A 13007-nucleotide genomic window follows, 5' to 3' on the forward strand; every position below is an offset into this window, starting at 1 on the left:
TTTACGGCTTTTTTTGTATAAGATTGTTCAGCAATCCGGAATTAGGATTATAGTTGTCCCAAATTTTCCAGACATTATCTATTTTCTTTATAAAATAAATCTGCGCATCCAGCTCATTAATAATATATTCTTCATCTGTATTTTCCACCACAAAAACAAGATTCCAGAATTCCTGCGTTTTTACCACAATCATTTCGTCTTGTTCAGATACAATCTCGATATCAAAAATTTCAAAATTCGATCGGTTGTTATTGGTAAAAAGTTTCAGTCCATTATCACAAAGCTGAGAACTGTAACTTCTGATTCGTTCTATAAAAGGTGATTCTAGGAAAATTAAATCTTCGAAAACATCCAAACGTAATTCTGGAAAAAGTTTGAAAAACTCGAAGTTTTTCTGGCAGTACTTATAAACAATATCTTTAGCAAAATCCTTCTCCAGCCAAGACTCGCCATAGACCTTATCGCCTTTTGCTTTTTTTACAAAGGAATTAAGATCCTTGAAACCCAGAAAAATACAAATCTTATCCAAAGTTTTGAGAAAGCGTAAATCATTATGCGTTTTATAATCATAATCGCTCTCAAAAAAACGCTGCAATGTGATATGAGAAATACTGGTTCCTAACTCAAATTTTTTCTCGTTCTGAAGTTCTTCTTTTTGGGCCAGCTCTTCTTTAATCACTTCGGCTAGAATAACATAATGACTTCTTTTCCAAGGATTTGAATCCGCCAAAATAGAGTTTTTTACGATAGAATGCTCTCGTACTTCTTCCTTTATTAAGTTGTAAATCGATTTCAATCAGATATTGTTATAATCTCAAATATACAAAAAAGCCTTTATGCAAAGGCTTTTCAATAACAAAATTATTTTTATTTAAATCTTTCGTAAGCTGCTCTGTCCAACATCTCTCTATCATCCGGATGAGAAATCTCGATTAAAGCTTTTGCTCTTTGACGGAGATTTTTACCGTAGAGATAAGCCGTTCCAAATTCCGTAACAACGTAATGAATATGACCTCTGGTTGTTACAACGCCTGCGCCTTGCTTCAGGAAAGGAACAATTCTCGGAACGCCCTTTTTGGTTCTGGAAGATAAAGCCATAATTGGTTTTCCACCTTCACTTAAAGCAGCACCACGCATAAAATCCATTTGCCCGCCAATTCCGCTGAATTGATAAGTCCCGATAGAATCTGCACAAACCTGACCAGTCAAATCAATCTCGATTGCTGAATTGATAGCGTGCATCTTTTTATTTTTCATAATGTTAATCGGGAAATTAACGTGCTGAACATCCATAAAAGCAATCGATGGATTATCATCTACAAAGTCATACAATCTTCTGGTCCCAAAGCAAAAACTGGTAATCGTTCTATTGGTATGGGTTCCTTTATATTTATTGTTAATGATATCATTTTTAATCAAATCAATCACGCCATCACTTAACATTTCTGTATGAACACCAAGGTCTTTATGATTTCCCAAACATTTCAAAACCGCATCCGGAATAGTTCCGATTCCCATTTGCAAAGTGGCTTTATCATCAATCAATTCTGCAACGTGTTTCCCAATCAGCATTTCTTCAGCACCAACTTTAGAACCGTAATCAATCGTCAAAAGGTCTTCTTCGCTCCAAACCAATTTCTCGATTCTGTTGATATGAATCATTCCATCGCCATGTGTTCTGGGCATTTTTGGATTAACAATAGCAATGATTTTTTTAGCGGTGTCAATCGCACTTCTCGCAACATCTACAGAAGTTCCCAATGTACAATAACCGTGGTTATCTGGCGGAGAAACTGTTATCAAAGCCACATCAATTGGCAGAATTCCGTTTTTGAAAAGAATGGGGATTTCACTCAAAAAAATAGGAACATAGTCACCATTTTCACCATTCACAGCTTCACGAACCGGTGTGGAAGTGAATAATGAATTGACATAAAAATTGTCTTTATATTGAGGTTTTGCAATTTCAACATTCCCTTGTTGTGTGATAGAAACCATTTCCACATTGCTCAAACGGGAAGATTGTTTTGCTAATTCATCATACAAAAGATTAGGCGTACACGCACTGCCGTGTCCGAAAATCCTGTCACCGCTTTTTATGATTGAAACCGCTTCTTCTGAACTAACGTAATTGACCATAGCAAGTTATTTTTTACAAATTTACTTTCTAAAGATAAACAAAAAAATGAGCGTTATCAGTTTGGTTAAAAGTCATATTTCAAAGGTGATTTTAAATTTTAATGAAATTAATTTTCAATAATTCAAACAAAATTTATTTACTTTGTAATTCAAAGTTCTTTACAGTAATTAAAAACTCAAAAATTATGATGACACAAAACCAAAGAAGCACTTTACTCTACTCAATTCCATTTGTAATTCTAAGTATTCCGCTGATTGCGATGCAGTTTACCAAAGAAGTGAATTGGACTTTATCCGATTTTCTGATAATGGGAATTTTGCTTTTCATCACAACATTTACTATCGATTTTGTTTTGAAAAAATTTAAAACTTTAAAATCAAGGTTGATTCTAGTTGTTGCGACTCTTGCTTTATTAGTTTTTGGTTTGGGCAGAATTGGCAGTTGGGATTTTTGGAAGTCCGTTTGCTGGGAGTTAAAAAGGATTATAAACAAAAAGCTAACATTTCTATTAGCTTTTTTGTTGTTTTTCAGATTATTCCAACCAACTCGTTTTATAGGTTGGGTCTTCCACCCTTATTGCTTCTTCAGTCAATTTCAATGGCCGGAATGGGTCAACCATCACCGCATATTCATCTGTAAATTTTTTGCCAATACTTCTTTCCATCGCACCTGGATGCGGACCGTGCACAATTCCGCCCGGATGAAGAGAAAAATCCATCAAGTCGACGTGATTTCTGCTCATAAAATCACCTTCTGTGTAAAACAAAACCTCATCCGAATCAATATTGGAATGATTGTAAGGCGCAGGAATGGCTTGCGGATGATAATCATACATTCTTGCACAGAATGAGCAAACCACAAAATTGTGCGCTTCGAAGTTCTGATGAACCGGAGGCGGTTGATGAATTCTTCCAGTAATCGGTTCGAAGTTCTTGATATTGAATTTGTAAGGATAAAAATAACCGTCCCAACCAACCACATCAAATGGATTCGTGGCATAAATGAAATCCGTGATTTGGTTTTCCTTTTTGACTTTAATCAGAAAATCGCCTTTCTCATTTTTTGGTTCTATAAAAGTGGGTGGAACAATATCACGCTCACAAAACGGCGAATGTTCAAGCAATTGTCCAAACTCGTTCCTGTAGCGTTTTGGAGTGTAAATCGGCGAATGCGCTTCTATAAAAAAGAAGACATTTTTCTCCGATTCTACTTCCAATTGATAAATTGTTCCTCTCGGAATAATGAGATAATCTCCGACGGAAAAATCGATATTTCCGAGCATGGTTTTCAGAATTCCTTTTCCTTCGTGAACGAAAAGTAATTCATCGCATTCTGCATTTTTATAGAAATAGTTTGTCGATTTTCTTGGTTTCGCCAAACCCATTTTCAAATCATTGTTTAGCATCAGAACTTTTCGACTTTCCAAAAAGTCATCTTCGGCGGTCACTTTTGCACCTTTTATCATTCTAGGCGTGACGTTTTTTTCCACCGCAATTTTTGGTGTGACGTCTTTTACATTGCCAATCGATTTGATTTGAGTCGGACGATAAGTATGATAAAGCAACGACGCAATCCCGTGAAAACCTTCTGTCCCAAAGAGTTGTTCGTAATAGAACTGGTCTTCTTCTGACTTGAAAATCGTGTGTCTTTTTTGAGGAACTTTCCCTAGCTGAACGTATCTCATTTTATTAGATTTGGCTTTTTTCAAATGTAATATTTTTTTCTGATACTTTGATTTGAACGCAAAGTTTGCAAAGATTTTTGAAAATATTTTAAGGTTCATAAAGGTGCTTCGCTCAGGAAAGAATTAAATACAAACTTTGTCATTCCAAAGGAAACTCAACAGTCTGGTTCCTACTGAAAGACAATATTGCATTTTTATCTGAATGTTGTTTGGATGCTGAATGTCATTAGCCCTGATGGTAGCGGCATCCTTTTTTGTCATTGCGATTGTACAATGTTGAACACATTACTTTACTACGTTCGCAATGACAAAAAAGATATAGCGGACAGCAGGTTCCCGGCTTCTAAAAATTCCGTAATAAAAAAGAATTATGAAAACCTTAAGATGCGTTTTTAATAGAAAATGTTATCTTTGAGAATATTAAAATTAGTACAGATGAATGATTCGTTAATGGTTTCTCAGTTGTCAGAAATAGAAAGAGCAGAATTTTACAGGAAAACGTATATGCACGTCGCAGTCGCTATTTTGGCTTTTGGAGCGGTGGAATATTTATTGTTACAGGCGATTCCGTTGGAGACAATTTTGTCTTTGGTGACGGGAAAATATATTTGGCTTGCCGTGATTGGAATTTTTTGGATGGTGTCTATGCTAGCCACAAAATTATCTTTCTCTGTGTCCAAAAACACACAATATTTGGGATTGGGACTGTTTGTTTTGATAGAAGCCGTGATTTTCTTACCAATGTTGGGAATTGCAAGTTTGTATGCGCCACAAATCATTACTCAAGCAGCTTTGGTAACCCTTTTTATGTTTGCCGGATTGACAGCAACAGTATTTTTCACCAATAAAGATTTTTCTTTCCTTAGAAATATTATCGTAATTGGTGGTTTTGTAGCATTAGGCGTTATTGTTGTGGGTGCAATTTTCGGCTTCAATTTGGGACTTTGGTTCTCTCTGGCGATGGTTGGATTGGCAAGTGCGAGTATTCTTTATGAGACTTACAACATCAAAAATGTTTACACAAAAGGACAATATGTTGGCGCTGCTTTGCAAATGTTCTCATCGATAATGCTTTTGTTCTGGTATATTTTGAGAATATTTTTGAGCAGAAGAGATTAGTATAGAAAGTCTTCGAGAATTGACATAATAATACAAACTCATCAAATTTTTTTGGTGAGTTTTTTTATGTCAAAATTTTATTTTATCACAAAATTTCAATTTTAAAATAAAATTGTTAGCTTTGTCTAACATTTTTGTTTCAATGAAATTATTTATTCTTTATCTTATACTTTTATCGAGTTTACTTTTTGCTCAGACGGATTCTATCAAAATTGATTCTGTCAAAACTAATTTGGTCGATTCTTTTAAAAATCAAAAAGATATTGATGAAGTCACGATAACTCAGTTTTCTGTGAAGAAATTAAATAGTCCGATTTCGACCGATGTTTATTCACAACAGTTTTTCAGGAAGAATCCGACACCTAATATTTTTGAATCGATTGCGATGGTAAATGGTGTGAAACCTCAACTCAATTGTTCGGTTTGTAATACGGGCGACATTCATATCAACGGCTTGGAAGGTGCTTATACAATGATTTTGATTGACGGAATGCCCATTGTGAGCTCACTCTCTACAGTTTATGGTTTGAGCGGAATCCCAAATAGTTTGGTTGACAGAATCGAGATTACGAAAGGTCCGGCTTCATCTATTTTCGGGTCGGAAGCAATGGGTGGCGTGATTAATATTATTACAAAAAATGCTTTGCAGGCTCCGAATTTCTCAGCGGATCTAATGACGGGAAATCAAGGTGAAATCAATCTGGACATTGCGAAAAAAGTAATTGACAATAAGAATTTTTCGAGTTTATTGAGTATCAATTATTTTTATTTCGGAAACAGAATTGATCAGAATAAAGACAATTTTACAGACACTGCCTTGCAAAACAGAATCTCTGTTTTCAACAAGTGGAATTTTAAAAGAAAGGAAAACCGATTAGCAAGTTTTGCTTTGAGATATTTTTATGAAGACAGATTCGGTGGAGAAATGCAATGGAAAAAGGAAAACCGAGGTTCTGATGATGTTTACGGCGAAAGTATTTACACCAATCGATTTGAATTATTTGGCATCTATCAATTGCCGACGAAGGAAAAACTTTTGCTCCAATATTCTTACAATTACCACGACCAAAATTCGTTTTATGGCAACACGCCTTATATGGCAACTCAGAAAGTTTTGTTTCTGCAACTTAATTGGGAGAAGCAATTGGGAAAACATAACCTGAAATCGGGAATCAGCTATAAATCAAATTTCTACGATGACAATACGCCCGGAACCGCCAATTCTTCAGGACAAAACCAACCGATGAAATCTCCGATTACAGGCATTTATTTGGAAGATGAGTGGGAAATTAATGACAAAAATATGTTGCTTTTAGGTTATAGATACGATTATCACAAGATTCACAAATCTGTGCACTCGCCGAGACTGGCTTGGAAATTTGAGCCCAATCCATACAATACTTTGAGGTTAAGTTTTGGAACAGGTTTCCGTGTAGTAAATCTTTTTACAGAAGATCACGCAGCGCTGACTGGATCGCGAGAAGTCATTATCAAAGAAGATTTGAAACCTGAAAAATCTTTAAATACAAACCTTAGTTATCTGATGAAAATCCCTGTCAATAATTATTTTATCAATGTTGATATTAATGGTTTTTACTCTTATTTCAATAATAAAATTATTGGCGATTTTGATTCTCAGCCAGACAAGATTATTTACAACAATTTATCTGGACACGCCATTTCAAGAGGAGTTTCTGCAGAAATCAGTACAAACTGGACTTTGCCAATTCAACTGATGTTTGGAATAACTTATATGGATGTTTATCAGGAAAACAAAGGTGATAAAATTCAACAATTGCACGCGCCTAAATGGAGCGGAACTTACAATTTGAGTTATCAATTTGCGAACAAATTTTCGCTGGATTGGACGGGACAATTTTATGGACCAATGCGACTGCCAACTGTTCCAGATGACTTCCGTCCGGAATATTCGCCTTGGTTTACATTGATGAATATCCAATTGACCAAGAAATTTGATAATGGGTTTGAGATTTATGGAGGCATTAGAAATCTATTAAATTTTACACCGAAAAATCCAATTCTGAGACCGTTTGACCCTTTTGATAATAATGTAGATGATATTGCGAGCAATCCGTACAGTTATACTTTCGATACGACTTATGGCTATGCGCCGATGCAGGGAATTCGGACGTTTTTGGGGATTCGTTATCAGATTAGGTAGATGTTAGAAATTAGATTTAAGAAGTTAGATTAATGAAAATATTGACTTTCATATTATTAATGATTTCCGGAATTTTTAATTCGCAGGAAGTGAAGCAATATGGGTTTGAGAGTTTACCGGAAAAGTTGGAGAAACCGATTTTGATTTTTATGAAAACTAATTGGTGTTCGATTTGTAAAATTCAGAAATATCAGATGGAGAAGGATTTGGAGTTGAGAAATCTGATTGATGAAAAGGTTTATTTTATCACTTTCAATCCTGAAAAACATAAAGAATCGATTACTTTTTTTGGTGAAAATTACAATTATATTTCAAATGGAAATTCTGGGATTCACGAATTGGCGGTTGAAATTTCATCCAATAAAAAACCAGTTTATCCCAGCTGGATTTTGATTGATAAAGATGGGAAAATTTTGTTTCGAAATGAAGGATTGCTTGATAATGGGATTTTGAAATTATTGATAAACACTTTGACTCCGCTCAGTGTGACATTAAACAAAAAAACCTTCTGAAAATTAATCCAGAAGGTTGATAATCTATATTTAATAATCTTATTTCGTCAAATCCAGACCGCCAAAATTACCGGAACTCATCATTACAAAAGCACCTTTTGATTTGTCTAACGTTTCCCAATATTGCTGTAAATCTTCTGCATTAGTAAACACTTTCAGATTCTCATTTTTGAATTTTTCCTTTATTAATTCTGGAGAAATCGGGTCCATTCTTTTGATTTTCAGAGCATCTTCGGAATAGAAAACGACGGCATTATCCAGGCCATCCATTGCGTGGTCATATTGCTCAAGGAAAACAGGATTCAGACTTGAGTAGGTGTGCAATTCTAAAAATCCGAATGTTTCAGTTTTTGAAAATTGTTCTGCAAATGCAGAAACTGTAGCCTTCACTTTGCTTGGTGCGTGTGCGAAATCTTTGTAAAGCAAACCTCCGTCTTGCCTTTCGACTTTCTCCAATCTTTTTGAAGCGCCTTTGAAACTCATAATCGCTTCATAGAATTCTTCTTCCATAATTCCCAATTGCGAACAGATGAATCTGGCACCCTCCATATTCAACAAATTGTGTTTGCCGAAAACGGACAGTGGAATATCGCCCATATCGGTTTTAAGATTCACAATGCCATCCACGATTTCATAATCCGGTGTTTTGTATGGGATTTTACGGAAATAATTTTCAGCACTTTGTACCACTTTTACCACTTCTTCATCTTCCTCGTTATAAACCAAAACACCACCAGGCGTAATGCTCGCAACAAATTTTCTGAACTGTTCCACATAATCATCAAACGTTTTGAAAACATTGATATGATCCCAGGCAATTCCGGAAACTAATGCAATGTTAGGTTGATAAAGCAAAAACTTAGAACGCAAATCAATCGGAGAAGAAAGATATTCGTCACCTTCAAGAATCATAAAATCATTATCCTCCGTAATCTTCACCATACAATCAAAACCTTCCAACTGCGCACCGACCATATAATCGATGTCTTTTTGATGGAAGTTTAAAACGTGAAGAATCATTGATGTAATGGTAGTTTTCCCGTGGGAACCGCCGATGACTACTCTGGTTTTTTCTTTGGATTGTTCGTAGAGAAACTCTGGATAAGAATAGATTTTCAAACCTAATTCTTTTGCTTTTGCGAGTTCGGGATTGTCTGCGTGGGCGTGCATTCCGAGAATTACGGCATCAATATCCGAAGTCAATTTCTCCGGAAACCAACCTAATTCTGCAGGAAGAATCCCTCTTTTTTCCAATCTGGATTTTGAAGGTTCAAAAATAGCATCGTCTGAGCCTGTGACCTGATAGCCTTTATCTTTGAGCGCAATGGCAAGATTGTGCATCGCAGAACCGCCAATAGCAATAAAATGGGTTTTCAATTCTGAATAATTTTAGACAAAAGTAAGGAAAGATGTTAGAAGTGGGAAGCGTGATCTTAGATTTTTATCCTTGATTTTGGAAATAAAAAAAACCTGACTTTATAAAAATCAGGTTTCGAGAATATTTATGAATGAGTGGTTTGGGCGTGTTGTAATTCGTATTCTATTTTAAGTTCCTCACCGGTCAGCGTGAAATAAATATTCTGAAGCTGGTGAAGATAATTACATTTAATATAGTTTCCAAAGTACAAGAAACCTTGTAAAATCTTATTGGAATCTAAATCAAAGTCATACCTGCAGTAGTTGGAAAGTTCAAATCTTATTCTGCTGGAAGATCTGTAAGCTTCTTTGAATCCTAATTTTTTAAGCCATTCTGCCGTCAAAGCAATTGGTTTCAAATTTCTGTGATCGATAGCTGTGTCAGAATCTATTTTAACAATAAGATTGTTGTTACTATTCTCCATTCCCATTACCGGAACGATCTCGTTGCCGTAAATCAGCAAATTGTTTAGTCTAAGTTCTGTAGCTTCCATATCGGTGGTGTGATTTATAAGTTGAATTGTGTAGAAATACACTTGCAAAACGTCTGCCAAGTTGATGCAAAATCAATAATAAACTCACATTATTTTTATAAATCTTATTGCTTCATATTTAAGCTATCACTATACAACTCCTTTGCCATCTCTCCATCCTTTGTCTATCATGTCTTATTATGAATAATTTAACATTTCTTTTTTATTTTAATATTAAATGCAAAACCAAATGGAATCAATGGTATATTCTTTGAACTTGATTGAATTCCAAAATCAAAATATTATGACATCAAACAATCTTATCAATAAAACAGTTGTTATTACCGGCGCATCGAGCGGTGTCGGTTTAGCTGCTGCAGAAGCTTTTGCACAAGAAGGCTGCAACCTGGTTCTAGCAGCTAGAGGCAAGGAAGCCCTGGAAAATGCAATAGAGATATGTCAAGCACTTGGTGGATTTGCTGTAGGAATCCCGACCGATGTTTCGGATTTCAAAGATGTTGAACATTTGACAGGAGAAGCATTAAAAATTAGCGGAACGATTGACGTTTGGGTGAATAATGCCGGCGTTATGGCAACAGGAAAATATGAAGAAACCCCGATTGAGGTAATTGACCAAGTCATCAAAACCAATTTATTAGGTTATATGCATGGTGCAAGAAGCATCTTACCAGTTTTCAAAAAACAAAAGCATGGTGTTTTGATTAATAATATTTCTATTGGTGGATGGATGCCTGCTCCTTATGGAACAGCTTATTCCGCTTCAAAATATGGAATCCGAGGAATGACGGAATGTTTACAAGGCGAAGTCTCAGATGAACCGGATATTCATATTTGTGGATTGTATCCAAGTATTCAAAAATCGACGGGAAATATGCATTCTGCAAAATATTCCGGTTTGGATTTTAAAATTCCGCCAACAGCTTCTGACCCTAAAAAATTAGCCGCGGCAATGGTAGAAATGGCAAAAAATCCTCAGAAAAGTAAATTCACAGATTTCTCTTCATTAATGATGAAGGGAATGTACAGCATTATGCCAAAACCACTTATCAACACCACTTCTGCCGCATTGAGGTTATTGATGAAAGAAGACAACGAAACAGACACAGACGGAAATATACTGACGCCTTCTAAGAATCCAATGCGAATCTATGGCGAAACAATGCTATCACCGACTAAGAAATCAAAAAATCTACTTATCACAGGCTTGGGAATCGCTGCACTTGTCTTTTTATCCAGACAACTGAAACCAAAAGCATAAATCAAATCAAATCGATATACAAAAGAGGTAATTGTTGTTGCAATCACCTCTTTTTACGTCTTTGATTTTTTATTTTAAAATTTCTTCTAAATTTCTTCTAAATTCAAAATATAAATTCGCTAAATAAAAATCCCGATATTTATAAAATAGAATTACCGATGAAAATCCTGATTATTGAAGACGAAACAGAATTGGCAAAAAGTGTTGCAGAATATCTTTCTGAGGAAAACTATCTGTGCGAATTTGCCTTCACTTTCTATGAAGCGATGTACAAGATTGAGACCTTCCAATATGATTGTATTATTCTGGACATTATGCTTCCAGACGGCAATGGCTTGAAAATTCTGGAAGAACTGAAAAAGCAAAATAAAGAAGACGGTGTTATTATCGTTTCTGCAAAAAATGCTCTGGACGATAAAATAAAAGGCTTGCAACTTGGTGCAGATGATTATTTGACGAAACCATTCCATTTATCGGAATTGATGGCTAGAATCTATTCTATAATCAGGAGAAAACAGTTTAATAATTCTAATATTATCAATCAAAATGAATTACAAATCGATCTTTTGGCAAAGACTGTTTCAGTCAACAATGAAATAATTGCATTAACAAAAAAAGAGTTTGATTTGCTCATTTATTTTATCGGAAACAAGAACAAAGTCATATCCAAAAGTACTTTAGCAGAACATCTTTCCGGCGATTTTGCAGATATGCTGGACAATCACGATTTTGTTTATGCCCATGTCAAAAATTTAAAGAAAAAACTGAATGACGCTGGCTGTGACAAATACTTAAAAACGGTTTATGGAACGGGGTATAAATGGATTTCTAATTAGATATTAGTTAATTGCCAATTATAATTAATTTTATCCTTTGGAAAACCTGAAAATCATTATTGACTTGAAACCGCTACTTAGTAAAACCACCAAACCATTCATCATTTATGTCCTGATTATTCTGGTCATCAGCATACCGGTTTACTATTTTGTGGTAGATGCAATTTGGAAACACGAACTGGATGAACACAATGAGATTGTTGCTGAAAAAACAGCATTCCAAATCAATAGCCAGAAATTATCTGACCGGAAACTAGCCGAAACGATAACACTCTGGAACACCATCCAGCCAAGCACAAACATTCAAAATTTAGAACAAAATGATGATCTGAAAGACCGGATTTTCATTATCGAAAAAAAACATCAGTTTCTGCATTTTGAAGATATCGACAGGTTCAGGTGTTTATCGAAGATTATTTATCTCAACAAAAAACCGTATCGTTTCAACATAGAAACCAATATCGAAGAATCTCAGGAAACTATTTTTTTCATCTCCGCAACCACGGTTATTCTCTTCATTCTTATTGTCGGCGGATTGTTATTTCTCAACAGAAGACTTTCAAAATCGGTTTGGAAACCTTTTCGTGAGACTTTGGATCAACTGAAAACTTTCAGTCTTAATAATCAGACAAAAATTGAATTTCCGCAAACCGATGTCAGTGAATTTGACGAACTGAATCAATCATTAAGCAAGCTGATAGAACATAATGTTTCCGTTTATAAAACTCAGAAAGAGTTTACAGAAAATGCTTCCCACGAGTTGCAGACACCTTTGGCGATTCTGAAAAACAAACTCGATATTCTTTTGCAAAACGAAGATTTGACGGAAAAACAATATCAGATTGCCGAAGAAATGAACCGCGCTTTGTCCAGAAGTTCGAGAATCAATAAAAACCTTTTATTATTAGCAAAAATTGAAAACAATCAGTTTGAGAATTCTGAAATACATCTGGACAAATTACTTAATCAAAGCTTGGAAATTCTGCAAGAACATTTTGATCAGAAAAACATTTCCGTTCACAGCGAAATTTCTTCTGATGTAAAAGTGAATGGAAACATTGGATTAACCGAAGTTTTGATTAATAATTTGATTTTAAACGCTATCCGGCATACTCTGATTAACGGTTCGATTTCTATTATATTAAACAATTCTGTGTTCGAAGTTTCCAATTCGGGAACAGAAAAACTCAATCCTGATTTGCTGTTCAAACGGTTTTCCAGATTCTCGAAAGATAACAATGGAAGCGGACTCGGACTTGCTATTGTAAAAGAAATCTGCAAATCTCAGAATTGGAAAATCGATTATAAATTTGAAAAAAATCATCACTTTTTTTCAGTAATAATTTAAATTCTAAATTTCTTCTAA

General features: G+C 35.1%; 12 protein-coding genes. 6 read left to right on the top strand and 6 right to left on the bottom strand.

Annotated elements, in window-relative coordinates:
• Position 1 precedes the first annotated feature (1 nt).
• The 4 genes from BUR19_RS17540 to BUR19_RS19015 all read right to left on the bottom strand — a co-directional run bounded on the left by BUR19_RS17540 (position 2) and on the right by BUR19_RS19015 (position 4085).
• Complete coding sequence (locus tag BUR19_RS17540) at positions 2-796, bottom strand: hypothetical protein (protein ID WP_074236816.1); 795 nt, start codon at positions 794-796, stop codon at positions 2-4.
• A 71-nt stretch (positions 797-867) separates the two neighbouring features.
• A complete protein-coding gene (locus tag BUR19_RS17545) occupies positions 868-2139 on the bottom strand; it encodes an acetyl-CoA hydrolase/transferase family protein (protein WP_074236817.1) in 1272 nt (423 codons plus the stop codon).
• Positions 2140-2672: 533 nt separating this feature from the next.
• Positions 2673-3824 (bottom strand): homogentisate 1,2-dioxygenase, encoded by a 1152-nt coding sequence (locus tag BUR19_RS17555; RefSeq protein ID WP_074237039.1) that lies wholly within the window; start codon positions 3822-3824, stop codon positions 2673-2675.
• 123 nt (positions 3825-3947) lie between these two features.
• On the bottom strand, positions 3948-4085 hold the full coding sequence (locus BUR19_RS19015; RefSeq protein WP_175565930.1) for a hypothetical protein: 138 nt from the start codon (positions 4083-4085) through the stop codon (positions 3948-3950).
• Positions 4086-4259: 174 nt separating this feature from the next.
• On the opposite strand from BUR19_RS19015, the gene BUR19_RS17560 reads away from it, so the two are divergent.
• The 3 genes from BUR19_RS17560 (at position 4260) to BUR19_RS17570 (ending at position 7637) form a co-directional block, all read left to right on the top strand.
• Complete coding sequence (locus tag BUR19_RS17560; RefSeq protein WP_083600819.1) at positions 4260-4943, top strand: Bax inhibitor-1/YccA family protein; 684 nt, start codon at positions 4260-4262, stop codon at positions 4941-4943.
• Between the two features lie 142 nt (positions 4944-5085).
• On the top strand, positions 5086-7125 hold the full coding sequence (locus BUR19_RS17565) for a TonB-dependent receptor plug domain-containing protein (RefSeq protein ID WP_083600820.1): 2040 nt from the start codon (positions 5086-5088) through the stop codon (positions 7123-7125).
• A gap of 32 nt (positions 7126-7157) precedes the next feature.
• The gene (locus BUR19_RS17570) at positions 7158-7637 is read left to right on the top strand and encodes a thioredoxin family protein (protein WP_139297411.1); all 480 of its coding nucleotides are present in this window, start codon (positions 7158-7160) and stop codon (positions 7635-7637) included.
• A 39-nt stretch (positions 7638-7676) separates the two neighbouring features.
• On the opposite strand, the gene BUR19_RS17575 is transcribed toward BUR19_RS17570, so the two are convergent.
• Positions 7677-9014 carry a UDP-N-acetylmuramate--L-alanine ligase gene (locus tag BUR19_RS17575; protein WP_074236820.1) on the bottom strand — a complete coding sequence of 446 codons (1338 nt, stop codon included), beginning with the start codon at positions 9012-9014 and terminating at the stop codon, positions 7677-7679.
• A 125-nt stretch (positions 9015-9139) separates the two neighbouring features.
• Positions 9140-9547, bottom strand: a complete 408-nt coding sequence (locus tag BUR19_RS17580; protein ID WP_139297412.1) for a hypothetical protein — start codon at positions 9545-9547, stop codon at positions 9140-9142.
• Positions 9548-9830: 283 nt separating this feature from the next.
• Between BUR19_RS17580 and BUR19_RS17585 the strand changes: the two genes are divergently transcribed.
• From BUR19_RS17585 to BUR19_RS17595, 3 genes are all read left to right on the top strand, one after another.
• Positions 9831-10805 (top strand): SDR family oxidoreductase, encoded by a 975-nt coding sequence (locus BUR19_RS17585; RefSeq protein WP_074237041.1) that lies wholly within the window; start codon positions 9831-9833, stop codon positions 10803-10805.
• A gap of 158 nt (positions 10806-10963) precedes the next feature.
• Positions 10964-11641 carry a response regulator transcription factor gene (locus tag BUR19_RS17590; protein ID WP_074236822.1) on the top strand — a complete coding sequence of 226 codons (678 nt, stop codon included), beginning with the start codon at positions 10964-10966 and terminating at the stop codon, positions 11639-11641.
• Positions 11642-11678: 37 nt separating this feature from the next.
• Positions 11679-12989, top strand: a complete 1311-nt coding sequence (locus tag BUR19_RS17595; RefSeq protein ID WP_221407797.1) for a sensor histidine kinase — start codon at positions 11679-11681, stop codon at positions 12987-12989.
• Positions 12990-13007 lie beyond the last annotated feature (18 nt).

The organism is Epilithonimonas zeae, from assembly GCF_900141765.1.
Taxonomy (GTDB): Bacteria; Bacteroidota; Bacteroidia; order Flavobacteriales; family Weeksellaceae; genus Epilithonimonas; species Epilithonimonas zeae.